The organism is Motiliproteus coralliicola, from assembly GCF_003345655.1.
Classification (GTDB): Bacteria; Pseudomonadota; Gammaproteobacteria; order Pseudomonadales; family Balneatricaceae; genus Motiliproteus; species Motiliproteus coralliicola.
On sequence record NZ_QQOH01000002.1, the window covers coordinates 461,967 to 486,525 of the forward strand.

Genomic DNA, 24,559 nt, shown 5'->3' on the forward strand with positions numbered 1-24,559 from the left:
GTTTTCACAAAATCTGTTGTTGTTTTAATGAGCTGGGTGCTGCTTGCAGCTCCGCTTCGTGCAGCGGAACTTCCTGACTTTACCGAGTTGGTAGAGCAAGCTTCACCGGCTATCGTCAATATCAGCTCGGTTCGCAATGCCGATGCTAAATCCTCTGCCAGCCGCCCGCAGGAACAGTTGCCGGAAATCTTCAAACGCTTTTTTGGAGACCGGGGCTTCGGGGGGCAGGAGTTTGATCAGCAGCCTCGTCGAGCGTATCCGGAATCGTTGGGGTCGGGTTTTATTATTTCTGATGACGGCTATGTGCTGACCAATAATCATGTCGTTAAAAATGCCGACAGCATTCTGGTGCGCTTGAGTGATCGTCGCGAACTGGAGGCGAAGCTGGTGGGGGCGGATCCGCGCTCTGACCTGGCGCTGTTGAAGATTGATGCCGACGATCTGCCCACCGTGCCTTTGGGGGACTCGGATCGTCTCAAGGTGGGAGAGTGGGTGCTGGCGATCGGCTCACCGTTTGGTTTTGATCATAGTGTCACGGCAGGGATTGTCAGTGCGACCGGCCGCAGCCTGGCCAATGAAAACTATGTTCCCTTTATTCAGACCGACGTGGCGATTAATCCCGGCAATTCCGGCGGGCCGCTGTTCAATCTGGATGGTGAAGTAGTGGGTATTAACTCGCAGATCTATACCCGTTCTGGAGGCTTTATGGGGCTCTCCTTCGCAATCCCGATCAGCATGGCGATGGAGGTGGTCGAGCAGCTCAAGAGTAAGGGGCATGTGGCCCGGGGCTGGCTAGGGGTGATCATCCAGGAGGTCAACCGTGATCTGGCCGAGTCCTTTGGTCTGGATCGGCCGATGGGGGCGCTGGTCGCGAAGGTGCTGCCTGACAGCCCGGCCGAGGCTGCCAAGCTCCAGGCTGGCGATGTAATTATCTCCCTTGATGGACGCTCTATCGAGCGTTCTGCCGAACTGCCTCAGTTGGTTGGGCGAGTGGTACCGGGCAAGACGGTCGATATCGGTGTGGTGCGCGACGGCAGCAACAAGACCCTGGCGTTGACTGTGGGTGAGTTGCCGGATGAGCGTTCGTTGGCGATGGGAGCAGATGGTGAGCGTGCCTCTGGTGGTGATAACCCGCTGAAGATTCAGGTCGGGGCGCTGGAACCGGAGCGGGCCGAAGAGTGGAAGATCGATGGCGGTGTCGTGGTGCGTTCGCTGCATTCCGGGCCTGGAGCCGAAGCTGGGTTGGTTGTTGGTGACGTGATTACGATGCTCAATGGTCAGCCGATCACCGATCTGAACAGCTTTGCCGAGGTCAGTGGCGACCTGCCGGAGAACAAGCCGGTACCGATGCGGATAATCCGGCGCGGCAGCCCGTTGTTTCTGCCATTGAAGATCAAACCGGTCGAGTAATGGACGGGATTAAAAGGGCGCACAGGCGCCCTTTTTTAATTCGCGCCGGTAGTCGTGCCTTTGGCGAAAATAGGCTACAATTTCGCGCTTTGTTTTTGCCTACCCAGCCAGAGTTGGTGCCCCCGTGAGTGATCTGAGTCATATCCGTAATTTTTCCATCATCGCCCATATCGACCATGGTAAATCGACCCTGGCCGACCGTTTTATCCAGATCTGCGGCGGCTTGTCCGAGCGTGAGATGGAGCAGCAGGTGCTCGACTCGATGGATATCGAGCGTGAGCGCGGCATCACCATCAAGGCTCAGAGCGTGACGCTCGATTACAAGGCTCGGGATGGCAAAGTCTACCAGCTGAATTTTATCGATACCCCGGGGCATGTGGATTTCTCCTACGAGGTCTCTCGTTCATTGGCGGCCTGTGAAGGCGCGCTGTTGGTGGTGGATGCTGCCCAGGGAGTCGAAGCCCAGTCGGTAGCCAACTGCTATACCGCGATCGAACAGGGCCTGGAGGTGATGCCGGTCTTGAACAAGATGGATCTGCCCCAGGCCGAACCGGAGCGGGTCAAGCAGGAGATCGAAGAGGTGATCGGCATCGATGCCCAGGACGCGGTGGCGGTCAGCGCCAAGTCAGGCATGGGGGTCGAGGATGCGCTGGAGCAACTGGTCGAGCTGATTCCCCCACCCGAGGGTGATGTCGATGCACCGCTGCAAGCGTTGATCATCGACTCCTGGTTCGACAACTATCTGGGAGTGGTATCTCTGGTGCGGGTGACCCAGGGCACCCTGCGCAAGAAAGACAAGATTCTGGTCAAGTCCACCGGCCAGAACTATATGGTCGACGATGTGGGTGTATTCACACCTAAGCGTAATTCGACCGGCGAGTTGAAAGCCGGTGAGGTCGGCTATGTGGTGGCCGGGATCAAGGAGATTCAGGGCGCCCCTGTGGGCGATACTCTTACCCTGTTGAAGACCCCTGATGTGGAGAGTCTGCCCGGATTTCAGCAGATCAAACCGCAAGTTTATGCTGGGATGTTCCCAGTCAGTTCGGACGACTACGAAGACTTCCGTGATGCCCTGAGCAAGTTGACGCTGAACGATGCTTCACTGTTTTTCGAGCCTGAAAGCTCCGACGCGTTGGGCTTTGGCTTCCGCTGCGGCTTCTTGGGTCTGCTGCATATGGAGATCATTCAGGAGCGACTGGAGCGTGAGTATAATCTCGATCTGATCACCACAGCGCCGACAGTGGTCTACGAGGTGGAACTGAACTCCGGTGAGGTGATCTACGTCGACAGCCCCTCCAAATTGCCCGATTTTGGCTCCATCCGGGAGATGCGCGAGCCGATCGTTGAGGCCAATATGCTGGTTCCCAAAGACTACCTGGGGCCGGTGATTACGCTCTGTATCGAGAAGCGTGGTGTGCAGAAGGATATGCAGTACCTGGCTAACCAGGTCTCGATCACTTACGAGATCCCGATGAGCGAGGTAGTGATGGATTTCTTCGACAAGTTGAAGTCGGTCAGTCGCGGTTATGCTTCGCTCGACTACAGCTTTGTCCGTTTTGAACCGGCCAAGCTATTGCGTCTGGATATTCTGATCAACTCCGAGCGGGTCGATGCGCTGGCGGTTATCATGCACAAGGATAACGCCCAGTACCGTGGTCGTGCGCTGTGCGAAAAGATGAAGGATCTGATACCGCGACAAATGTTTGATGTGGCGATACAGGCGGCGATTGGCGGCAAGATCATCGCACGTACGACCGTCAAGGCGCTGCGTAAAAATGTGACGGCCAAGTGTTACGGCGGTGATGTCAGCCGGAAGAAAAAACTGCTGCAGAAACAGAAAGAAGGCAAGAAGCGGATGAAGCAAGTAGGGCGGGTTGAAGTCCCGCAAGATGCTTTCCTTGCTGTGTTGAAGATGGACAACTAAGGACAGCGTATTCATGGATATCGATTTTTCATTAGTACTGGTGATCCTGGTTGCGGTTACTGGTCTGATCTGGCTGTTCGATGCGTTGTTTCTAGCCAAGGGCAGGCGGCAGTTGGTAACCGAGGCGCAAACCCAGTCTTCGGTTGAGCTGGATGAGGATACCCTCGACAAATTGGCTCCCGAGCCCGTGCTGGTGGAGTATTCCAAATCCTTTTTTCCGGTGCTGGCATTGGTGCTGGTGTTGCGCTCTTTTTTAGTGGAGCCGTTCCAGATTCCGTCTGGTTCCATGTTGCCGACCCTGAAGATTGGCGACTTTATCCTAGTCAATAAATACCACTACGGTATTCGACTGCCGGTGGTCGGAACCAAGGTCATCCCGATGAATAACCCCGAACGGGGTGATGTGATGGTGTTCAAGTATCCGGATAATCCGCGGATAAACTATATCAAGCGGGTGGTGGGACTACCGGGCGATCGTATTCGCTATGCCAATAAGCAGCTGACGATCAATGGTGAGCCGGCAGCGCTGGAACTGCTGGCTGAGTTGCCGAGTCAGCGGGGGATGCGTCGACTGTTGAATGAGCAACTGGGTGACACCGAGCATCAGATCTATATCGACAAAACCATGCCCCGTCAGCCAGCCGAGTGGATCGTTCCCGAAGGGCAGTACTTCATGGTAGGCGATAACCGGGATAACAGTAATGACAGTCGCTTCTGGGGCTTTGTGCCGGATGAGTTGATTGTCGGTAAGGCCTTTGCGGTCTGGATGCACTGGAAATCCTGGGGTAGTCTGCCCAGCTTCAGCAACAACGGCTCAATCCAATAACCAAGAGCTCTAGGGCCAGGGTCGGCACTATTGAGACTATTCAACCAAGGAGCAGTCGCATGATTAAATTGAAGCGTTCATATCAGGGCGGTTGGACCTTTCTGGGTCTGCTGACATTCCTACTGGTAGCGGGAATCTTTGTTGCCGTTGGCTTCAAATTGGCACCCGCTTACGCAGATCATCAGACCCTGAAGTCAATTATGCGCAGTGTTGAGTTGGACCAGCAGATGCTGGCCAAGAATAAGCGTCAGATCGAGTTAAGTATTCGGAAGAAAATGGGAATCAATAACTTAAGGTTGCCCCAAGAGTTTATCAAAATCACCAAGGACAAAGGTGAGGTGACGATGGACGTAGACTATGAAGTCCGGATCCCGATGTTCTACAACGTGGCAGCCGTGGTGATGTTTAAAGAGCAGTATAAAGGCAAACCCATTGACTGACCCCATTATTCGACTTGGTAAACGGCTGGGTTATCGTTTCGAGGATGAATCTCTCGCGCAGTTAGCCCTGACCCACCGGAGCTGCGGCTCCAAGAACAACGAACGGTTGGAGTTTCTTGGCGATTCTATACTTAACTTTGTTATCGCCGATGACCTCTTTGCGCGCTTTCCCGATGCCAAAGAGGGCCAGCTGAGCCGATTGCGTGCCCGTTTGGTCAAAGGGGTGACTCTGGCCGAGTTGGCAGAAGAGATGCAACTCAAGGAGTTTCTTCGCCTGGGGGCCGGTGAATTGAAAAGTGGCGGCTTTAACCGGCGTTCGATCCAGGCCGATGCGGTAGAGGCGTTGATCGGGGCGATCTATCTTGACGCCGGTTTGGAAGTTTGTCGAGAGCGGATACTGACCTGGTATCGTAGTCGTCTTGAAGGGCTGTCGCTGGAGGATACCCAGAAGGATCCCAAAACCCGGCTGCAGGAGTTTCTTCAATCCCGTCGTTCTGAGCTGCCGATCTACCATCTCATCAAGGTCGAGGGTGAAGCTCACGATCAGACATTCCATATCGAGTGTGAAGTGCAGCTATTGAATCAACGATCCCAGGGACTAGGGCGGAGTCGGCGGATTGCTGAGCAGCAATCGGCTCAAGCGGCCTTGGATGCCCTTGGCGTTGGAGATAAGTAATGGTTGAACAATCATCCTCTGAGCAATCCACCATCAGCCGCTGTGGCTATGTGGCTATTGTAGGTCGCCCTAATGTGGGCAAGTCTACGTTGATGAATCGGATTCTGGGTCAGAAGCTGAGTATCACCTCCCGACGACCGCAGACCACCCGGCACCAGATTCTGGGTATCAAAACCGAACAGGGCACTCAGGCGATCTACGTCGACACACCCGGGTTGCACAAGGATGGCGGCAAGGCGATTAACCGCTATATGAACCGGGCCGCCAGTTCGGCGCTACGTGATGTCGATATAGTTATTTTTATCGTCGACCGTGACCGTTGGACCGATGAGGATCAGGCCGTGTTGGAGAAACTGCAACATAGCCGCCTACCGGTGATCCTCGCGGTGAATAAAACCGACCGGATCGATGACAAGCAGTCACTGCTGCCGCAGTTGGAACAGCTGTCGGAGAAAATGGCATTTGCCGAGGTGATTCCACTGTCGGCCAAGCACGGCCACAATGTCGACCTGCTGGAGCAGCAGGTGCTCAAGCGGCTACCCGAAGGTATCCACTATTTCCCGGAAGAGCAGATTACCGATCGCAGTTCCCGCTTTCTGGCGGCTGAGTTGGTGCGTGAGAAGATCATGCGCCAACTTGGTGATGAGCTTCCCTACCAGATTACCGTTGAGATCGAAGAGTTCAGCCACGACGGTTCGGTGTTGCATATCAGCGCCTTGATCCTGGTGGAGAGGGATGGCCAGAAACGGATCCTGATCGGTAATCGGGGTGATCGGATCAAGCGTATCGGTCAGGAAGCCCGTGTCGATATGGAGCGACTGTTCGATACCCAGGTGATGTTGCGTCTTTGGGTCAAGATTAAACGCGGCTGGTCCGATGATGAGCGGGCGCTGCGTACCTTGGGTTATGACGACATCGGCTGATCGGTTCGAACGACAATCGGGTTACGTACTCCATAGTCGTCCCTATCGCGAAACCAGCGCGCTGGTGGATTATTTCAGTCAGCAGCAGGGGCTGGTACGAGCGGTAGTTAAAGGCGTTCGAGGGGCACGATCCAAGCAGCGTATGCTGACCCAGCCGTTCCAACTGATGGAGCTCAACTGGCGTGGTCGAGGCGAGCTGAAGACCCTGTTGAGCGGCGAGCCGATGGGATCCCTGTCATTGCTTCAGGGGAGGGCGCTCTGGTGTGGCCTCTATCTCAATGAGCTGACGTTGCGGTTGATCCCCCCGGCAGACCCGTTTCCCAAGTTGTTTGCTTATTATCAGCTGGCGCTGGAACGACTGACCGATCCGCAGCAGCAGGAGCCGGTGTTGAGGATCTATGAGCGCCAGTTGTTGCAGCAGCTCGGACTGGGAATCGACTTTGACTGTTGTTTGAATGACCAGTCGATTCAGGCTGAAAGCGCCTATCGCCTTGATCCGCATCAGGGATTTATCCGATCACGACAAATGGAGTCCGGCGGCTACCAGGGCCGTGAGCTATTAGCGATAGCTCGGGATGATTTTCAGGATGAGGAAGTCCGTCGCACAGCAAAGCGCCTGATGCGAAGCCTGCTGGCGGTTCATCTGGGTGACCGTCCATTACGTAGCCGGGAGCTGTTTCAGGCATCGCCCGTTGCCCCGCATCCACCTCAGGAGGCGTTATCATGATTGTTGGGATAGGAACCGATATTGTTCAGATCGCCAGGATCGGTGCTAGCAGCGATAGGTTGGGCGAAAAGTTTGCGGCCCGCATTCTGACCCCGGATGAGTTGCAGCAATGGCAAGAACATGCTCGTCCGACCGTGTTCCTTGCCAAGCGTTTTGCGGTCAAGGAAGCCGCGTCCAAGGCGTTGGGTACCGGTATTGGTCGCGGGGTTTCGTGGCAGCACTTTCATATTGACCATAATGAATGGGGGGCTCCCCAACTACGGTTTAGTGAAGGTGCCGCCGAACGTGCCGAACAACTCGGGGTGAACCGTATTCACCTGACCTTGTCCGATGAGCAGGACCATGTAGTAGCTTTTGTGGTGCTGGAGCAATAAGCTGTGCACCCGATCAATAGTTGATTTTTGTTCCATGTGCGGTTGGTTGGAAAACAGGCGAGCACCGAACACTTCAGACCGAATTAAACGAGTAGGTATTATCGATGGATTCAGTATTCCCCACGATTGAAGCATATGTGGGAGGCACCCCGCTGGTACGGCTGCAGCGCCTTCCCGGTAACACCAGCAATACCGTACTGGTTAAGCTGGAGGGTAACAATCCGGCCGGTTCGGTTAAAGATCGTCCCGCTTTGAGCATGATCAATCGGGCCGAGCGTCGGGGCGAGATCATGCCCGGCGATACTCTGATCGAGGCGACCAGTGGCAACACCGGCATCGCCCTGGCGATGGCTGCGGCGATCAAGGGTTACCGAATGATCCTGATCATGCCTGAGAATATGAGCGATGAGCGTCGTGCGGCGATGACCGCTTACGGCGCTGAACTGATCAGCGTGTCCCAGGAGCAGGGCATGGAGGGGGCCAGAGACCTGGCTCTGAGCATGCAGGACCAGGGTAAGGGCAAGGTGCTGGACCAGTTCGCCAATATGGATAACCCCGAGGCGCATTTCGATACCACCGGGCCGGAGATCTGGCAGCAGTCCCAGGGTAAGATAACCCACTTCGTCAGCTCGATGGGAACCACCGGCACCATCATGGGCGTTTCCCGTTATCTGAAGCAGCAGAATCCGGCCATCGAGATTGTCGGCCTGCAACCGGAAGACGGCGCCAGCATCCCCGGAATCCGCCGCTGGCCGGAGGCCTACCTGCCCAAAATCTATAACGCCGATCGAGTCGATAGCATTATCGATATGGGTCAACAGGAAGCCGAGCATACCATGCGTGAGCTGGCCCGCCAGGAAGGGATCTTCTGCGGTGTGTCTTCCGGCGGTGCGGTTGCCGGAGCGCTGCGCTTGAACCAACAGCTCGAGAACTCGGTGATCGTTTGTATTATCTGCGACCGTGGTGACCGCTATCTGTCGACCGGGGTTTTCAACGATTAATTCCACCAGCGACCTGAAAGAAATAGCACCATCGTCGGTGGCCACCCGACGGTGTAGAGGAGAAGAGTGACCGATGGTTAAAGTCCGTCAGGACCACCCGCTGGACGAATCAGGCTCAGTCGACCTGACCGCTTGGCTCGAACGTATCCGTACCGATGTCAACGTGACCGACGAGGCGCTGTTAGTGCGTGCCTGTGAGCTCAGTCATTGGGCTCACGAGCAGGAGAGCCCGCAGGAAGATATCTGGCAGGAAGAGGGCACCAACAGCTTCGTTACCGGCCTGGAGATGGCCGGAATCCTGGCCGAGCTGCGGTTGGACCAAGATGCATTGGTTGCATCGATCCTTTATCGCGCCGTGCGTGAGAAGCGCTTGCCACTCGAGCGGGTGCGTGACGAGTTTGGCGCCCCGGTCGCTAAGCTGATCGACGGCGTGCTGCAGATGGCGGCTATTGGTACTCTGCTGCACCCAACGCCCGATTCGGTATTGGGGCAGAGTGAAGGTCAGCTCGATAACGTCCGAAAGATGCTGGTGACGATGATCGAGGATGTGCGGGTCGCACTGATCAAGATCTCCGAGCGCACCTGTGCCATCCGTGCGGTCAAGAACGGTAATCGCAAGAAGCGCTACCGGGTCGCTCGCGAGGTGTTCGATGTCTATGCCCCGCTGGCACACCGACTCGGTATCGGCCATATCAAGTGGGAGCTGGAAGACCTTAGTTTCCGCTACCTGCAGCCCAATGCGTATAAGCAGATCGCCAGCCTGTTAGCCGAGAAGCGGCTGGATCGGCAGCAATATATTGACGATGTGCTGTACCGGTTGAAAACCGAGATGGCCAATATCGGCATCGACGCCGAGCTGATGGGTCGGGCCAAGCATATCTACAGCATCTGGCGCAAAATGAAGCGCAAGAACATCGACTTCCATCAGGTCTACGATGTGCGTGCGGTGCGGATGCTGGTGCCTGAAGTGCGCGACTGTTACGCCGCCCTGGGGATCGTTCACGGACTGTGGAAAAACATCCCCCACGAGTTTGATGACTACATCGCCTCGCCGAAAAAGAACGGCTATCGCTCGTTGCATACGGCGGTGATCGGCCCCGAAGGCAAGGTGTTGGAGATTCAGATCCGCACCCACGATATGCACGATGATGCCGAGCTGGGAGTCTGTGCCCACTGGCTTTACAAGGGCACCGATACCAGCTCCAAGAGCGACAGCTACGAAGGCAAGATCGCCTGGTTGCGGCAGGTACTGGAGTGGCAGGACGATGTCGGTAATGCCAGCGATCTGATCGATCAGTTGCGCGGTAATATCGAGGACGATCGGATCTACGCCTTCACCCCGGATGGCCATGTGGTTGATATGGGGGCAGGCTCGACACCGTTGGATTTTGCCTACCGGGTCCACACCGAAGTCGGCCATCGTTGCCGTGGCGCCAAGGTAAACGGCAAGATCGTACCACTCACCGCCAAGCTGAAGACCGGTGATCAAGTAGTGATCATGACCGCCAAGCAGGGTGGGCCCAGCCGTGACTGGATGAACCCGAATCTGGGTTACATCACCTCATCGCGGGCGCGAGCCAAGATCCGCCACTGGTTCAAAGACCAGAACCGGGATCAGAACGTTCATGATGGTCGTCAGATTATCGAGCGTGAGATCAAGCGTCTGGCCTTGAGCGATGTTGATCTCAAAGGCGTTGCCCATGGCCAGGGATACGCCGAGGTTGACGATCTCTATGCCGCAGTAGGGGCTGGAGACCTGCGCCTGAGCCAGATTCTCGGGGCGGCCCAGCGCCAGATTGAAGCCAAGCGTGAAGACGACGAGCAACTCGATCTGGATCTGCTACCGCGCTCCGAGCCTACATCAGCGAGTCCGCGTAGCGGCGACCTGTCAATTCTAGGTGTCGGTAACCTGCTGACGGTGGTGGCCAACTGCTGTAAACCGGTACCCGGGGATGCCATCGTTGGTTACATCACCCAGGGTCGCGGGGTTTCGATCCATCGTCAGGATTGCATCAACGCACTGCAGTTGGAGTCGAGCGACCACGAGCGGATGATCGAGGTCAGTTGGGGGAACGAAGACGCCAACCAGGCCTACCCGGTCGATATCCGTATCGATGCGCTGGATCGACACGGCTTGCTGCGTGACATCATGGTGGTGCTGTCGAACGAGCGGATCAGCGTGATTTCGGTGAATACCCGGACCGACAAGAAAGAGGGCACTGCCAGGGTGCTGATCACCTTCGAGATCAATCGTCTGGAAGACCTGGGGCGGGTGATGGACAAGATCGGTCAGCTACCGAATATCTCCGATGTACACCGCATGTTGCCGGGGACCGAGTAGGGTTTCTGGCAGCTCGCTGAGCCCGATGGATTAAGGACGCGAACAACAATGGCTTACCAAATGGACGATCTGCTGCGGCTGATGGCCCAGCTGCGCGATCCTCAGCACGGCTGCCCCTGGGACCAGAAGCAGGACCTGGCGTCTATTGTGCCCCATACCCTCGATGAGGTGTACGAGGTGATCGATACCATCGAGCGTCAGGATCATGATCATCTTTGTGATGAGCTGGGCGACCTGCTGTTCCAGGTGGTGTTCTATGCCCAGATCTGTGCGGAGCAGGGACAGTTCCGGTTCAACGATATTATCGACGGGCTGGTTAGCAAGCTGCTTCGTCGCCATCCCCATGTCTATCCTGACGGTACCTTCGGCAGCTTTGGCAGTCCCGACAAGCTCACTGAAGCCCAGATCAAACAGAACTGGGAGCGGATCAAGGCCGAAGAGCGGGCGGCAAAGCGGGCCGAGTTGGATGCTGAATCGGATGACGAGTCTAAAACAGACGCCGCCTCGGTACTGGATGATATCTCAGCCGGTCTGCCGGCACTGATGCGGGCCCATAAACTGCAAAAACGGGCGGCTTCAGTCGGGTTTGACTGGCGTGAACTGGCGCCGGTGTTCGAGAATCTGCAGTCCGAGATCGTCGAGGTGCAGGAGGCGATTCAGCAGCAGGATGAGCAGGCGATCGCCGATGAGCTGGGGGATCTGCTGTTCTCCTGCGTCAATCTGATACGCCACCTGAAGCAGGACTCGGAACAGGTATTGCGTCAGGCCAACGGCAAGTTCGAGCAACGCTTCCGCCGGGTCGAGCTGTTGGCAGCCGCGCAGGGTCTGGATATGAGCAGCACCGACGAAGCCGTGCTAGACCAGCTCTGGCAACAGGCCAAACAACAGCTGGCCGAAGAAACTTAAGCCAGCAGCACTTAAGCCAGCAGCACTTAAGCCAGCAGCACTTAAGCCAGCAGCTTAGTGGCGGCTGGTTCGGTTTGGCGAATGCTGGTCGATAAAGCGGCCAATTGCCTCCCAGTAACCGGGCTGATCGGTGATATCGATATGATCGGCCCGCTCAAACTCCAGAATCTCGGTTTCCCCCCCCCAGAGTGACATCAGTCGTCGGCCACGTTCGGGCGGAACGATTCGATCCTTGCCCGCCAGCAGGCTCAGTACAGGGCTGTCTATCTGTGCGGCTAATCGATCCGATTCGAACCGGTGTTTGGCCAACCAGTCCACCGGCAGCCACGGATAATGGAGCTGGCCCAGGGCGACAAAGTTATCATAAGGGGTCACCAGTATGGATGCGGCGACGGCCCGTTCGGCGGCAACGTAAGCGGCGATACCGGAGCCGAGCGAGCGTCCCATAACAAAGGTTCGCTCCAGCGGAATCTGATACTCGGTGGTGATCAGATCAAGCAGCCAGAGTGCATCTTCCTTCAGCGCTGCCTCCGAAGGTTTGCCGCTGCTATGGCCATAACCACGGTAGTTGATCAGCAGCAGCGAAGCATTAAACCGGCCCAAGGGTTCCAGGTTCCAGCTGATCTCCTCGGCATTGCCGCCGTAATAGATCAGCAAGGGTGCACCCTCAGCGGTACTTTGCCGGAACCAGCCGTGCAGTCGGGTTCCGTCCTCGCGATTAAATTCAACTTGATAGGCCTGCCATCGCTGCTGATCGGCCGGATCGAGGGCGCGCTGCTGGAATACAAGACTATCCTGAAACAGATAGGTGAGCCCAATCAGTGCCAGATAGCCCAGCAGGCAAAACCACAGTAGGCTGATCCACCAAGCCATCGCGGCGCGACCGGGCTTAGATGCCGAACTCATGGCGTCTTAGGGCCAGTTGCTGCAACGCGGCGATGCTGAACAGGTCTTGGATGCGGCCGTCCAGGCACATCGCGATAGCATCATCGAACGGCAGCCGCCGGATCTGCAGCTGCTCGGTGTCGTCGAAGTCGGTCTCCCCCGGGGTTAGTTGTTGGGCCAGATAGGCGACTCCCAACTCGTCGGTCACCGAGTTGGAGATCTGAACCCGCAGAAATTCGGTCATCTGTTGTGCCCGCAGACCGGTCTCTTCTCGCAGCTCTTTATGAGCGCCGTCGAGTGAATCCAGTTCCACCGGGTGTCCTCCCATGGGAACCTCCCAGCTGTAGTCACCCAGTGCATAGCGGTATTGGCCGACCAGCCAGGTGTAGCCCTGTTCGTCGATCGGAATGATCGCTACCGCGCGATTACGGAATTTCACCAAGCCGTAGATGCCTTCGTTACCGGAGGGGGTCAGCACCTTATCTTCGCGAATTCGGATCCAGGGGTTTTCGTAGATCAGCTTACTGGCCAGCCGGGTCCAGGGATTGGCGGCTTCAACCCCTAGGGTAGCGCTAGGTTCAGCGGGTGTGGATAGCGTATCGGGCTTACCGTTGGAGGTGCTGTCGTCCGTTGTCATTGCGCTCAACTGGCTGGTGGAAATCAATCACTGAACTATAACCCAGCGGGCTGGAAACAGCAGCCTGCTGGGTCGGTCGTTCGATGTTGTATCAGCCAGCGATGCAGACACCGTGGTCAACATAGTGAATGGTGCCGGTCACCCCATCGGATAGCTCGCTCAGGTAGTAGAGGCTGGCGTTGCCGACCTCATCGATCGTCGGCAGTTTGCCGTCGCAGGCCATGCTGGCACTGTGCTCGAGCATCGCATCGAAGTTTTTGATTCCACCAGCGGCGCGGGTCTGGATGGTACCCGGAGAGATACAGTTGACCCGGATACCCGCCGGACCCAGGTCACGGGCCAGGTAGCGGGTTGCCGCTTCAAGACCCGCCTTGGCGACGCCCATGATGTTGTAGTCGCCGGTGGCGATAGCGCTACCCAGGTAGGAGTAGTTGATCAGGCTGCCGCCTTCCTTCATCAGCGGCTTACTCAGGCGGGCCATCTCGATAAAGGAGTAGCAGGACACGTCCATGGCGGTCAGGAAACCGTCGCGAGAACACTCGGACAGCGGTGCGTGCAGGTCTTCCAGCGGGCAGAAGGCGATCGAGTGGACCAGCCCGTGGAGTACTCCCCAGCGCTGTCCGATCTCGGCAAATAGCGCTTCGAGCTGACCCGGCTGGGTCACGTCCAGCGGCAACAACAGCTCGGCGCCCAGCTCCTCGGCCAGCGGCTCGACGAAGCGACGAGCTTTTTCATTCAGGTAGGTGATGCACAGCTCGGCACCCTGCTCGCGCAGTTTACGGGCGGCGCCGTAAGCGATGCTGTTATCGTTGGCGATGCCGACGATCAGAACTTTTTTCCCTTGCATCAACGCAGCGTTCATAATGTGGACTCCTAGTAAGAAAAAGCGTTGATATTTAGCATATTCCTCTTATGTTGCAGTGCAACTAAATTTGTTCGGTTTGCTAATTATTTGACCCAAAAAACAAGTGCAGTAGATGACCCGTCTTAATCTCAAACACGCCGTAGCCAGAAAAGTATTGTTGAATGCTCTAGTGTGCGCAGCGGCGCTCATGGCTCCGGTTACGGCCTTGGCCGATGACAAATCGGTGACCTATCAGGATCAGATCAAACCAATCTTCGACCAGCATTGCGTCGAGTGCCATGAAGGCTGGTTTCCCAAAGGGGGACTGCGGATGGATTCGTTGGAGAACCTTCGCGAGGGGGGCAAGAATGGTCCGAGCTATTTCGCCGGCAAACCTGACAAGGGCCGTTTGATCAATATGATCAAACAGGTGCCGGGGCGTTTTAGTCAGATGCCGCCGGGTGAAAAGTCGCTAACTGAAGCGCAGTACCAGTTGATCCGTCGCTGGATCGAGCAGGGAGCCCGCTGAGCAGGCTCCCGTTTAGCTGGCTGAGATTCGAGTCTGAATCACTCCAGTACTTCCAACGCGTGCTGCGCCAGCATCTGCTCTTCATCGGTGGCGATAACCCGGACACAGACCCGGCTACCCGGGGTGCTGATGATCTCGGCGTTGGCGCGGTTAGCGGCATCGTCGATCTCGATACCCAGCCAACGGCTGCGCTGGCAAACCAGTGAGCGGATCTCGGCGCTGTTCTCGCCTACGCCGCCGGTAAAGACCAGTTGTTCGATCCCTTCCAGTGCCGCGCCCAGGCTGCCGATCTCACGGGCGACCCGGTAGCAGAACAGGTTGACCGCTTCACGGGCTTGTTGGCTGTCGCTGGCCAGCAGTTCGGCCATCTCGCTGGTCAAACCGCCCGACACACCCAGCCAGCCACTCTTTTTGTAGAGCAGTTTTTCAATCGCATCGACGTCCATCGCTTTTTCACGCATCAGGTACAGCAGTACCCCCGGATCAATAGCGCCGCAGCGGGTACCCATCGGCGGTCCATCCAGAGCGGTGAAGCCCATGGTTGAGGTGATGCTCAGACCATCCTTGATGGCGCATAGGCTGGCGCCAGCACCCAGGTGGCCGACGATGGTATTGAACTGGGCACAATCACGCTGTTCCAGCTGGCGGTAGATATATTCATAGGACAGGCCATGGAAGCCGTAGCGGCGAATTCCCTCGTCGTACATCTCACGGGGCAGGGCGAACTGCTTGGCTTCCAGCGGCATCTGGCTGTGGAACATGGTGTCGAAGCAGGCGACCTGGGGGACATCCGGCAGCAGGGCGTGGCAAGCTTCGATCAGTTTCAGGTTGTAGGGCTGGTGCAGGGGCGCCAGCGGGATGTAGTCACGCAGTTGTTCGAGCTGTTGATCGCAAACTTCGACCGGTTGGCTGTAGCGTTCACCGCCGTGAACGACTCGGTGACTGATGGCACTGAGCTTATGCTCATGGGCATGGCTGTTGATCCAGGCGAAGATGAAGTCGAGGCAGGCTTGATGGCGACCGCTCTCGTCGATTGAAGCGAAGTCCAGTTTTAGATCGGTGATCAGGTTGCCGTCGGCATCCTTAATCTGAGCCCGGGGTTGGGCCAGGATATTGCTAAGTTTGAAGTTGTAGTGAAGTTCCGGCTGATCGGCTACGACTTTGTAGAGGGCCGATTTCAGGCTGGATGAACCGCCGTTGACGGTCAGGATACTGCTCATAGTTGCTTTCCACGGGTGGCTTGCAGGGCGGCGAGGGCACAGGAGGCCAGTCGTCCTAGGGTTTTTTCAGCACGGCTGGTCAGTACGATGGGGACCTGCGCACCCATCACCAGTCCGGCGGATTTGGCACCGGCCAGATAGATGAGCTGCTTGCCCATCATATTGGCGGCTTCCAGATCGGGTGCCAGCAGGATGTCGGCATCACCTGATACCGAAGATTGGATATGTTTGTCCTGGGCGGCTTCCAACGAGATGGCATTGTCGAACGCCAATGGGCCGTCGAGGATGCCGCCGGTGATCTGGCCGCGATCGACCATTTTGCAGAGTGCGGCGGCGTCGATGGTGCTCTGCATGTTGGATTTGACCTTTTCCACCGCCGCCAGAATCGCAACCTTGGGCTGCTCTATCCCCAGGGCCTGGCAGAAGTAGATCGCGTTCTGGACGATATCGCGCTTGATGTTCAGGTCCGGCACGATATTGATCGCCGCGTCGGTGATCATCAGCGGTTTGTGATAGTTGGGCACATCGAGCAAAAAGACGTGGCTCAGCCGGCGCTCGGTCCGGACACCCTTGGTTTTGTGCACCACTGCACGAAGCATCTCGTCGCTCGACAGGCCGCCTTTCATCAGGATCTGAACATCGCGGCTGCGGGCCATGGCGACGGCGGTTTCGGCGGCTTCGTGACTGTGCTGGGTATCGACGATACGGAACCGGTCAATATCCAGGTTCTGCTCTTGGGCGGCAAAGCGGATCTTCTCTTCCGGACCAACCAGAATGGGGTCGATGATCTTACGCTCGGCGGCTTCGACGGCACCAATCAGACTGTTGGCATCGACGGGATGGATGACGGCCGTCGGTACCGGCGCGGTGTTGCTGGTGAGCTTGATAAAGTACTCGAGCTGGTTGTGGGCCGGTGGGGGGGTATCCTTAACCATGGTTCACCTGCATCTGTCAGATAGGAATCTGAAGATAATAATATGCCTATATTGCACTGCGGTGAAGGGGGTTTGAGGTTCTGGCGCCGGCTATATCATACGGCGCCTGATCGGGGTCAAGTTTTATGCTGCGGCGCACATAAATTAGACAGGTTACGCCTGCTTGAGCTGGTCGGTATAGGGGGGCCAGCCCATCGCTTTACCACCGAGTACATGCATGTGGATGTGGTAAACAGTCTGGCCGCCGTGCTCATTGCAGTTCATCACGGTGCGGTAGCCACTGTCGGCGAAGCCCAGCTGTTTTGCCAGCTTGGCGGCGGTCAGTGACAGTCGGCCGATCACTTCGGCATCCGCCTCATCGGCTTCGTTGATGGTGGCGATATGCTTTTTCGGAATCACCAGCAGATGGTGGGGGGCTTGCGGGTTGATATCGCGGAAGGCCAGCACGTGTTCATCTTCGTAGACGATGTCGGCGGGAATCTCCTTATCGATGATTTTGCAAAACAGGCAGCTCATGCTTCTCTCCTTTCAGGGTCGCCTTCAAAGTTGGCCATTTGGATTGGCCTTGGGCGGCAGTCATCGGATAATAGACAGCCGACCCGCTAATGGCCAGTACTGTCGGGATCACCCAGATGCCGCCAATCGGCCTGGTTTGTGAACAGGAGAATTTGATGCCCACCTACGATTATCGATGTAGCGCGACCGGTGAGGTCTATGAAGTTCGTCATGGAATCAATGAGCAGCTCAGTAGCTGGGCTGAGCTGTGCGAACGTTTAGGAATCGAAACCGGCAGCATCGACCCCGAGGCGCCGGTGGAGCGGTTAGCCACTGGAGGGGTGGTGGTAAATGCCGGGTCTTTGAAGAACCCGGAGGCGCCTCCCTGTGCTACCGGCGGTGGCTGTCCGGGCGGTAGCTGCGGGTTCTGATGCCTTGGTTACCTAGCAACTCATTTATAGATGGCAGCTGGGCAATCCCTGCTTGGCGAGGTACTTCTGGTGATATTCCTCAGCTTCGTAAAAGGAGCCTGCCGCTACGATCTGGGTCACGATTGGACGCGGTGATTGTTGCTGCAACTGCTGCTTCATCGCTTCTGCCTGTTGTTGCTGTTCTTCACTGTGAAAGAACACCGCCGAGCGATACTGGCTGCCGACATCGGGGCCCTGGCGATTTAACGTGGTTGGATCGTGCAATTGCCAGAACAGCTGCAACAGCTGTCGATAGTCGACCACGCTAGGGTCGAACTCCAGTTGTACCACCTCGGCATGGCCGGTGGTGTCGGTGCAGACCGCTTTGTAATCCGGATTATCCAGATGGCCACCCATATAGCCGACGGTGGTTTGAATGACGCCGGGCTGAGCATCGAATCGGGCTTGTACGCCCCAAAAACAGCCGGCTGCAAAGGTCGCCAGGGTCATAACATCTCTCCATACAAATTCTAAATCGTTGCCGATGGACGACCATGACGGTCGATTGTTACGGCGGCATTGAACAGGCCGGATCCAGTGGGGCTGCCTGATCAGGAGCGGAGGCGCTTGTTGTTGCCTCTAAGAATCAAGTCTCTCCCAAGCATATACCAGCTGTATGGCCTCGGTGGAGAGTAATAATCAGGTTATGGGATTCGAGCCCCTGGCTGTGCTGATACGCCAACTGACCAAGGGGTGTCGTCGTGCGTGAGGTTAAAAGAGGGGGGACTCGGCAGCGTAAAGGGTAGAGACAACGAAGCCCGCGCCGGTCGGCGAGGGCTTGGTAAAGGTTGGGGTAACGATGCGGGCTTAAGCGATCTGCTCGGCCAGCTCCAGCATCGCAGAGCGGTGGTGTTCGATTCGCTCACGGGCAAAGCAGACACACTTGCCACATTCGGTACCCAGTCCGGTTGAGCGGCTGACGTGGCGGATGTTTTCGGCACCAGCCTCCACATTGTTCTGAAGTTCGCTATCGGTGACGGCTTTGCAAACACAGACGTACATGGTTGTTTCCTGATCAAGTGAGATTGGTGACCATAGTAATGTAAATGCGAATCCATATCAACACGCACTGTCTTCTCAACTTGATCCATATTAAGTTCCGTTTTCGATAGAGGGTGTTTGATTAATGCAAGTGATACTGATTATCATTGCCTCTGTTTTATGCAATCGATTGGGTCTTCAATGTGCGATCAATGTAAGCCGATGATGCCAACTCCTTCGAATAAAGCCCGCCTGAAACTCTGGGAGATACCGCGCCAGTATCACTGTCCGGTGGTGGGGACCTGCTTGAGCATGGCGGAGCTCCGCAAGGTGCAGAATAACTGCCGCAGGGAGATCGGAGCTGGGCTGAGTGACTATCAACTCCATGCTGGCATAGTCAGTCTGGTGGGGCAGAATGGTGCCACTTCGCGGCGTGTGCATAAGCTGCTGGAGCGTAAGTATCAGCGCTGGATCAAGCACTACAGCAAGCTGGACTCTGATCAACAACAGCAGGCGTTCTGGGATCAGAGTCGCCGTAGCGGCGAGATTGCCGGGCCGTTCTGGGCGCTGCTGAGTCACCATTCAACCAGTCAGATATTGGCTGATCGTGCCCTGGGTGAAGTGCATATGCTGTCGCATCTGCAGGGGGCGTCGAACCGGGCTGACCTGCAATATACCGCCCGGTTGGAGAAGCAGCTGATCGAGCTGCAGCAAAACCTGGAGAAAATACAGCTAGACCATGCCGCCAAGTTGAATCGCAAAGAGGATCTACTGGCAGCACAGCAGCGGGCGCTGGATTCGATGCGAGCGTTGATTCAACCCGCACAGCAGCAGGATCAGCAACTCTGGGAGCAGCTCAGCGAAAGCCGCAAGCAGGCCAGGACCCTCAGCCGTCGATTCGAGTGGATGGAGCAACAGCTGGTACAGCGTGACCTTCGCCTGACCGAGCTGGAGCACGGCCAGCAAGGGTTGCTGGAGCAATTGGATGAAACCCGTCATGAACGCGACACTCTGGAACGTGCATTGGAGCAGTTGTTAATTCAACGCCAGCCCGTGGATGGCCCGAACAGCATGGAGTGGGACTCCGCCGAGTTTGATCTACAAGGAAAGCGTCTGGGTTATATTGGCGGGCGGGCCACGGTGACACCGCGATTACGGACCTTTGTGGAGTCGCTCAACGGGGAGCTGATCTGTCATGACGGCGGCAAAGAGGATAGTCGTGCCGGCCTGTGCTACGGTTTGGCCAACGCCGATCTGGTGTTCTGCCCGATCGATTGTGTCAGCCACGATGCCTGTCTGCGGGTTAAGCGATTCTGCAAACAGCACAACAAGCCATTTATTCCGCTGCGCAGCGCGAGTTTGTCGGCCTTTTCCCATGGGCTTAAGATCGCGAACGATTCGCACTTTGATAACATCTTCCAGGTAGAATAATCAATAACTTAGCGGTTGGTTAATCCGAGCAATTGGGTCTACAATTGCGGATTATCATTTTTGATAATGACCGTATTCAACCACTGACTGTCACTAGGTGGACGACATGAAAGGCAATGATCAGGTGCTCAAGCACCTCAATCAAATACTTACGATCGAGCTGACCTCAATCAACCAGTACTTCCTGCATGCACGGATGTTTCGCAACTGGGGCTTGGGTGAGCTGAACGAGAAGAGCTATAAGAAATCGATCAAAGATATGAAACAGGCCGACGATCTGATCGAACGGATTCTGTTTCTGGAGGGGTTGCCGAACCTGCAGAACCTCAATCGCTTGCGTATCGGTGAGCATACCGCCGAGATGCTCGAATGCGATATGACCCTGCAGATGGAGCAGCTGGATGCGCTGCGGGCCGCCATCGCCGAGTGCGAGAACCAGCAGGATTACGTCAGCCGGGATCTGCTCGAGGATATCCTGGAATACGAAGAAGAGCATGTGGACTGGATCGAGACGCAGCAATACCTGATTCAGAACTCCGGCATCGAGAACTACCTGCAGTCGCAGATGAGCTGAGGAAAACCCCATGAAAGGCAATCAAAAAATCATCGACCAGCTGAACCGCCTGCTGGCCAGCGAGCTGACCGCCATGGATCAGTACTTTATCCATTCCGAGATGTACCGCGATTGGGGCTTGAACGAGCTGTACGAACGGATCGCTCACGAGTTTGAAGATGAGAAAGGGCACGCCTCCAAGCTGATTGAGCGGATTCTGTTCCTCGAAGGCACGCCGAATATGGTCAACCGTGACCCGCTGCGGGTTGGTAAGGATGTCCCTGAGATGCTCAACAACGACCTGTTGGTGGAATACGAGGTCGGCGATGAGCTGAAGAAAGCGATCGCCCTGTGCGAAGCCGAGAGCGACTACCAGAGCCGTGAAATCCTCGAGGGCTTGCTGGCCGATACCGAGGAAGACCACACCTTCTGGCTGGAGCAGCAACTCGGGCTGATCAAGAAGATCGGTATCCAGAACTACCTGCAGTCGAAGATGTAAGCGTCCATTTGTTGAGTTCTTCAGAAAGCCGTCCTTCACTAAGGGCGGCTTTTTTTATGGTGCTTCAGCGCTCTAGTAGCTCGGGGTATTTGCGCAGATAGCCCCTGAGCTGGTGATAGCTCAGCCCCAGGTGCTTGGCGGTGCGCTTCTGTTGATAACTGTTGTGACGCAATCCCTGTTGTAACAGCTGGCGCTCGAAATCGGCGACCTGTTGCTTCATATCTCTTGTCGCTACCACCTGGCTGACCGGATTAGTCTCGGTTGCTGTTACCGGCCGGCTTTCAGAGTCAGTTGTCGGAACAGCTCCCGATGCTGCTGCGGTTGTCGCCATAGGGTCTACCCAGGGGCGTAGAAACGGATCGATGATGATTTCATCAAGCGGTAGCTGGGCATCGGGGTGACGATACAGACTCCGCTCGATCACGTTTTTCAGCTCGCGGATATTACCGGGCCAGTGGTAGTCCATCAGCTGTTCGACGGCGTGCTCGGTGAAGCCGGCGAACACCGGCCAATCCAGCTCCCGGCACATCGCCATAGCAAAGCTTTCGGCCAGCAACAGGATATCCATGTCGCGCAGGCGCAGCGGTGGTAGGTGCAGGACATCGAAGGCCAGCCGATCGAGTAGGTCGGCACGGAACTCCCCCTGTTGCGCTAAAGTTGGCAGGTCGGCATTGGTTGCGGCGATTACCCGCACATCGACGCGTAGGGTTTCTTGTCCGCCCAGGCGTTCGATCTCACCATACTCGATCGCCCGCAACAGTTTTTCCTGCACCCTTAAGGAGGCGGTAGCCAGTTCATCCAGAAACAGGGTGCCCTCGTGGGCTCGCTCGAAGCAGCCTTTGACCTGGCGACTGGCGCCGGTAAAGGCGCCGGACTCATGGCCAAACAGCGCGGACTCCAGCAATGACTCGCTCAAGGCTGCGCAGTTGAGCTTGATAAAGGGTTTGTCCCAGCGCTCGGACAGGTAGTGCAGCCGTTGGGCCATCAGTTCTTTGCCGGTCCCGCGCTCACCTAAAACGAGAACGGGCTTGTGCAGCGGGGCGACCAGGCTGAGCTGTTCCAGGGTTTGGTTGAACAGCTCGGACTCGCCGAGAATAGCTGGCATATCCATTGGCTAAAAAATCCATTCAAAATGATCTATATGGCTAAAAGTGTATTTTTTAGCCATTCTGCTTTCAATGGTTAATTTTGCTTTTTGTTAACAAGTTCTTTTAAAACATTAGGTTAAGTGGCCTGTCTAAAGCTGGCACGGTAATCGCTATATCTGGAGTAATTGAAGTTTTAGGCAACAACACAAGGAGAACCATCATGGGTATTTTTTCTCGCTTTCAGGACATCGTGAATTCCAACATCACCTCGCTGCTGGACCGTGCCGAGGATCCGAAGAAGATGATCCGTCAGATGATCCAGGAGATGGAAGATACGCTGATCGAAGTCAGAACCACGTCGGCCAAGCTGATCGCGGACAAAAAGGAGCTTCAGCGTCGTATTGAAACCCTGCTGGAAGAAGCGGCGGACTGGCTTAAGAAAACCGAACTGGCGATCAGCAAGGGTCGTGAAGATCTGGCCAAAGGCGCACTGATGGAGAAGCGCCGCGCCGAAGAGGCCGCCGAAGCGGGTAACAAAGAGCTCAGCTTCCTGAATGAGCAGCTGGAAGTGCTCAACGACGAAATCGGTCAGCTGCAGAGCAAGCTTGAGGCTGCCAAAGCTAAACAGAAAGAGCTGCTGGTTCGTGAGCAGACCGGCCAGTCGCGACTGGAGATTCGTAAGAAGACCAATCGGGAAACACTGAACCGGGCTTTCGACAAGTTTGACCAGTACGAGCGTCGACTCGACGATCTGGAAGGGCAGGTGGAAGCTTACGATATGGGCAACACTCAGAAGACCAACCTGGCCGACGAGATCAATGATCTGGCTGCCGAAGATGATATCCAGCAGGAGCTGGATGCGATCAAAAACAAGATGAAAAACAACGCTGAATAGGTGAGCAGCTTATGAGCACCATGGTTTTTTTCTTCGTGCCATCGATCGTATTTCTCACCATCGTGGCACCCTTGTGGCTGATCCTGCATTACTGGAGCAAACGTAAGGCTCAGCAGGGTCTGTCTCAGGAAGAGCAACAGCTGCTACGGCAGATGGCCGGAACCATTGAAGGCCTGGAACAGCGTATCAACACGCTGGAGCGAATCCTGACCGACCAGGACACCGGTTGGAAGCGGGAGTCTGACTAAGGAGATCACTATGTACGATCAAACCCCGAACAAAGCGAATGGTTACAACCGAAACCTCTATCGGAACCCCGAACGGGGCATGCTGGCAGGCATCTGTGCCGGGTTGGCGGATTACTTCGATATTCCGTTGTGGGCCGCCCGCTTGATCGCGATCAGCTTGTTTATCTTTGTTACCCAGCTGTTTGTGATCGCTTATATCGCCGGTTACTTTCTGCTGGCCAAGCGCCCTCGCAGAACCGAGCAAAGCGAAGGTGCCTACGGTCAAAAGGAGGAGCATCACCTGTTCCAATACCAGAAGCCGGCGGCACAGCGACTCAAGGATATTCATCAGCGGATGCAGGAGATCGATCGAAAGCTGCGCCGCATGGAAGGTTACGTCACCTCGAAACGCTACCAGTTTCAGCGTGAGATCAACGACCTATAAAGCAACCGGCTAAGGCTGAAGCAATAAAAAAGCCGCCCCGTTTACGGAGGCGGCTTTGTTGTTTCTGAGCTTGTCGATCTGATTCGAGCTTAGCGCGGCTCCATCCGGATTCCGCCATCCAGGCGAATGGTTTCGCCGTTCAGGTAGCTGTTCTCGATGATGTGTTGTACCAGTCCGGCGAATTCGTCCAGATCGCCGAAGCGCTTGGGATGCTGCACCATCTGAATCAGTGGATCACGTACCTTGTCGTCCATCGCCTGCATCATCGGGGTATCGAAGATTCCCGGGGCGATAGTCATTACCCGAACACCCAGACTGGCCAGATCACGGGCCAGCGGCAGGGTCATACCGACGACACCGCCCTTGGAGGCGCTGTAGGCGGCCTGTCCCATCTGACCGTCGAACGCGGCAACCGAGGCGACGTTGATGATCACGCCGCGCTCGCCATTACCGTCGGCTTCGTTGGTGGCCATCTGGGCTGCGGCAACGCGCAGCACGTTGAAGGTGCCGATCAGGTTGATGTTGATCACCTGGGCGAACTTCTCCAGCGCCAATGGGCCGTTACGACCGACCACCTTGCCGCCCGGCGCGATACCGGCACAGTTAACCACCACATCGATGGTGCCGTAATGCTCGATCACCTGAGCAACGGCGGCTTCGACCGCATCGCTGCTGGTGATGTCGACCTTCAGGAACAAGCCCTGATTACCCAGCTCGTCGGCCAAAGCGTTACCGGCTTCTTCATTCAGATCGAAGGCGGCGATTTTGGCACCCTGCTTGGCCAGTTGGCGGCAGCTGTTGAGTCCCAGCCCGGAAGCACCACCGGTAACTAGAACAACTTTATCTTGCAGTTTCATACTCTGTCCTTAAATCAGTA

The 24,559-nt window shown here is 56.2% G+C and carries 29 protein-coding genes; 19 read left to right on the forward strand and 10 right to left on the reverse strand.

Features of this window, described 5'->3' with window-relative positions; translation table 11 throughout:
* Positions 1-27: 27 nt before the first annotated feature.
* The 11 genes from DV711_RS08950 to mazG all read left to right on the forward strand — a co-directional run bounded on the left by DV711_RS08950 (position 28) and on the right by mazG (position 11,548).
* Positions 28-1,410, forward strand: a complete 1,383-nt coding sequence (locus DV711_RS08950) for a DegQ family serine endoprotease (protein ID WP_114695329.1) — start codon at positions 28-30, stop codon at positions 1,408-1,410.
* Between the two features lie 124 nt (positions 1,411-1,534).
* Positions 1,535-3,334 (forward strand): translation elongation factor 4, encoded by a 1,800-nt coding sequence (gene lepA, locus DV711_RS08955; RefSeq protein WP_114695330.1) that lies wholly within the window; start codon positions 1,535-1,537, stop codon positions 3,332-3,334.
* 13 nt (positions 3,335-3,347) lie between these two features.
* Complete coding sequence (lepB, locus tag DV711_RS08960; protein WP_114695331.1) at positions 3,348-4,160, forward strand: signal peptidase I; 813 nt, start codon at positions 3,348-3,350, stop codon at positions 4,158-4,160.
* A gap of 59 nt (positions 4,161-4,219) precedes the next feature.
* The gene (locus tag DV711_RS08965) at positions 4,220-4,600 is read left to right on the forward strand and encodes a DUF4845 domain-containing protein (protein WP_114695332.1); all 381 of its coding nucleotides are present in this window, start codon (positions 4,220-4,222) and stop codon (positions 4,598-4,600) included.
* Positions 4,593-5,276, forward strand: a complete 684-nt coding sequence (gene rnc / locus DV711_RS08970; protein WP_114695333.1) for a ribonuclease III — start codon at positions 4,593-4,595, stop codon at positions 5,274-5,276. The genes DV711_RS08965 and rnc overlap by 8 nt, the downstream gene beginning before the upstream one ends.
* A complete protein-coding gene (era, locus tag DV711_RS08975; RefSeq protein WP_114695334.1) occupies positions 5,276-6,199 on the forward strand; it encodes a GTPase Era in 924 nt (307 codons plus the stop codon). The genes rnc and era overlap by 1 nt, the downstream gene beginning before the upstream one ends.
* On the forward strand, positions 6,183-6,926 hold the full coding sequence (gene recO, locus DV711_RS08980) for a DNA repair protein RecO (RefSeq protein ID WP_114695335.1): 744 nt from the start codon (positions 6,183-6,185) through the stop codon (positions 6,924-6,926). The genes era and recO overlap by 17 nt, the downstream gene beginning before the upstream one ends.
* The gene (gene acpS, locus DV711_RS08985) at positions 6,923-7,300 is read left to right on the forward strand and encodes a holo-ACP synthase (RefSeq protein ID WP_207802587.1); all 378 of its coding nucleotides are present in this window, start codon (positions 6,923-6,925) and stop codon (positions 7,298-7,300) included. Before recO ends, acpS begins: the two co-directional genes overlap by 4 nt.
* A gap of 104 nt (positions 7,301-7,404) precedes the next feature.
* Positions 7,405-8,301, forward strand: coding sequence for a cysteine synthase CysM (cysM, locus tag DV711_RS08990; RefSeq protein WP_114695337.1), 897 nt, complete (start codon positions 7,405-7,407; stop codon positions 8,299-8,301).
* Positions 8,302-8,374: 73 nt separating this feature from the next.
* Positions 8,375-10,642 (forward strand): GTP diphosphokinase, encoded by a 2,268-nt coding sequence (gene relA, locus DV711_RS08995; RefSeq protein ID WP_114695338.1) that lies wholly within the window; start codon positions 8,375-8,377, stop codon positions 10,640-10,642.
* A 48-nt stretch (positions 10,643-10,690) separates the two neighbouring features.
* On the forward strand, positions 10,691-11,548 hold the full coding sequence (gene mazG / locus DV711_RS09000) for a nucleoside triphosphate pyrophosphohydrolase (RefSeq protein ID WP_114695339.1): 858 nt from the start codon (positions 10,691-10,693) through the stop codon (positions 11,546-11,548).
* A gap of 54 nt (positions 11,549-11,602) precedes the next feature.
* On the opposite strand, the gene DV711_RS09005 is transcribed toward mazG, so the two are convergent.
* From DV711_RS09005 to fabI, 3 genes are all read right to left on the reverse strand, one after another.
* Positions 11,603-12,454 carry an alpha/beta hydrolase gene (locus DV711_RS09005; protein ID WP_133297432.1) on the reverse strand — a complete coding sequence of 284 codons (852 nt, stop codon included), beginning with the start codon at positions 12,452-12,454 and terminating at the stop codon, positions 11,603-11,605.
* Positions 12,438-13,070 carry an NUDIX domain-containing protein gene (locus tag DV711_RS09010; RefSeq protein ID WP_114695341.1) on the reverse strand — a complete coding sequence of 211 codons (633 nt, stop codon included), beginning with the start codon at positions 13,068-13,070 and terminating at the stop codon, positions 12,438-12,440. Before DV711_RS09010 ends, DV711_RS09005 begins: the two co-directional genes overlap by 17 nt.
* 91 nt (positions 13,071-13,161) lie before the next feature.
* Complete coding sequence (fabI, locus tag DV711_RS09015; protein ID WP_114695342.1) at positions 13,162-13,932, reverse strand: enoyl-ACP reductase FabI; 771 nt, start codon at positions 13,930-13,932, stop codon at positions 13,162-13,164.
* A gap of 190 nt (positions 13,933-14,122) precedes the next feature.
* On the opposite strand from fabI, the gene DV711_RS09020 reads away from it, so the two are divergent.
* The gene (locus DV711_RS09020) at positions 14,123-14,443 is read left to right on the forward strand and encodes a c-type cytochrome domain-containing protein (protein WP_165840051.1); all 321 of its coding nucleotides are present in this window, start codon (positions 14,123-14,125) and stop codon (positions 14,441-14,443) included.
* A 38-nt stretch (positions 14,444-14,481) separates the two neighbouring features.
* Here the strand turns inward: DV711_RS09020 and DV711_RS09025 are convergent, their stop codons facing one another.
* From DV711_RS09025 to DV711_RS09035, 3 genes are all read right to left on the reverse strand, one after another.
* A complete protein-coding gene (locus tag DV711_RS09025) occupies positions 14,482-15,663 on the reverse strand; it encodes an acetate/propionate family kinase (protein WP_114695344.1) in 1,182 nt (393 codons plus the stop codon).
* Positions 15,660-16,598, reverse strand: a complete 939-nt coding sequence (locus DV711_RS09030; RefSeq protein WP_114695345.1) for a bifunctional enoyl-CoA hydratase/phosphate acetyltransferase — start codon at positions 16,596-16,598, stop codon at positions 15,660-15,662. The genes DV711_RS09025 and DV711_RS09030 overlap by 4 nt, the downstream gene beginning before the upstream one ends.
* 153 nt (positions 16,599-16,751) lie before the next feature.
* Entirely contained in the window at positions 16,752-17,114 is a 363-nt protein-coding gene (locus DV711_RS09035) for a histidine triad nucleotide-binding protein (protein WP_114695346.1), read from the reverse strand.
* Positions 17,115-17,269: 155 nt separating this feature from the next.
* Here DV711_RS09035 and DV711_RS09040 point away from each other — a divergent pair, with 155 nt between their 5' ends.
* Positions 17,270-17,524 carry an FmdB family zinc ribbon protein gene (locus DV711_RS09040; protein WP_114695684.1) on the forward strand — a complete coding sequence of 85 codons (255 nt, stop codon included), beginning with the start codon at positions 17,270-17,272 and terminating at the stop codon, positions 17,522-17,524.
* A 24-nt stretch (positions 17,525-17,548) separates the two neighbouring features.
* On the opposite strand, the gene msrA is transcribed toward DV711_RS09040, so the two are convergent.
* Entirely contained in the window at positions 17,549-18,013 is a 465-nt protein-coding gene (gene msrA / locus DV711_RS09045) for a peptide-methionine (S)-S-oxide reductase MsrA (RefSeq protein ID WP_114695347.1), read from the reverse strand.
* A gap of 357 nt (positions 18,014-18,370) precedes the next feature.
* Positions 18,371-18,565 carry a (2Fe-2S)-binding protein gene (locus DV711_RS09050; RefSeq protein ID WP_114695348.1) on the reverse strand — a complete coding sequence of 65 codons (195 nt, stop codon included), beginning with the start codon at positions 18,563-18,565 and terminating at the stop codon, positions 18,371-18,373.
* Positions 18,566-18,745: 180 nt separating this feature from the next.
* Here DV711_RS09050 and DV711_RS09055 point away from each other — a divergent pair, with 180 nt between their 5' ends.
* From DV711_RS09055 to bfr (DV711_RS09065), 3 genes are all read left to right on the forward strand, one after another.
* On the forward strand, positions 18,746-19,975 hold the full coding sequence (locus DV711_RS09055) for a DUF2325 domain-containing protein (protein WP_165840052.1): 1,230 nt from the start codon (positions 18,746-18,748) through the stop codon (positions 19,973-19,975).
* Positions 19,976-20,081: 106 nt separating this feature from the next.
* Positions 20,082-20,549: a bacterioferritin gene (bfr, locus tag DV711_RS09060; protein WP_114695350.1), complete on the forward strand. Its 468-nt coding sequence runs from the start codon at positions 20,082-20,084 to the stop codon at positions 20,547-20,549.
* A gap of 10 nt (positions 20,550-20,559) precedes the next feature.
* Entirely contained in the window at positions 20,560-21,027 is a 468-nt protein-coding gene (gene bfr / locus DV711_RS09065) for a bacterioferritin (RefSeq protein WP_114695351.1), read from the forward strand.
* A gap of 64 nt (positions 21,028-21,091) precedes the next feature.
* On the opposite strand, the gene pspF is transcribed toward bfr (DV711_RS09065), so the two are convergent.
* Positions 21,092-22,138 carry a phage shock protein operon transcriptional activator gene (gene pspF / locus DV711_RS09070; RefSeq protein WP_114695352.1) on the reverse strand — a complete coding sequence of 349 codons (1,047 nt, stop codon included), beginning with the start codon at positions 22,136-22,138 and terminating at the stop codon, positions 21,092-21,094.
* Positions 22,139-22,335: 197 nt separating this feature from the next.
* Between pspF and pspA the strand changes: the two genes are divergently transcribed.
* The 3 genes from pspA to pspC are packed head-to-tail and all read left to right on the forward strand — an operon-like array spanning position 22,336 to position 23,682.
* Positions 22,336-23,010 (forward strand): phage shock protein PspA, encoded by a 675-nt coding sequence (gene pspA, locus DV711_RS09075; protein ID WP_114695353.1) that lies wholly within the window; start codon positions 22,336-22,338, stop codon positions 23,008-23,010.
* A gap of 11 nt (positions 23,011-23,021) precedes the next feature.
* On the forward strand, positions 23,022-23,258 hold the full coding sequence (pspB, locus tag DV711_RS09080; protein WP_114695354.1) for an envelope stress response membrane protein PspB: 237 nt from the start codon (positions 23,022-23,024) through the stop codon (positions 23,256-23,258).
* Positions 23,259-23,268: 10 nt separating this feature from the next.
* Entirely contained in the window at positions 23,269-23,682 is a 414-nt protein-coding gene (gene pspC / locus DV711_RS09085) for an envelope stress response membrane protein PspC (RefSeq protein ID WP_114695355.1), read from the forward strand.
* A gap of 89 nt (positions 23,683-23,771) precedes the next feature.
* Here the strand turns inward: pspC and DV711_RS09090 are convergent, their stop codons facing one another.
* Positions 23,772-24,539, reverse strand: coding sequence for a 3-hydroxyacyl-CoA dehydrogenase (locus tag DV711_RS09090; protein WP_114695356.1), 768 nt, complete (start codon positions 24,537-24,539; stop codon positions 23,772-23,774).
* Between the last annotated feature and the right edge of the window lie 20 nt (positions 24,540-24,559).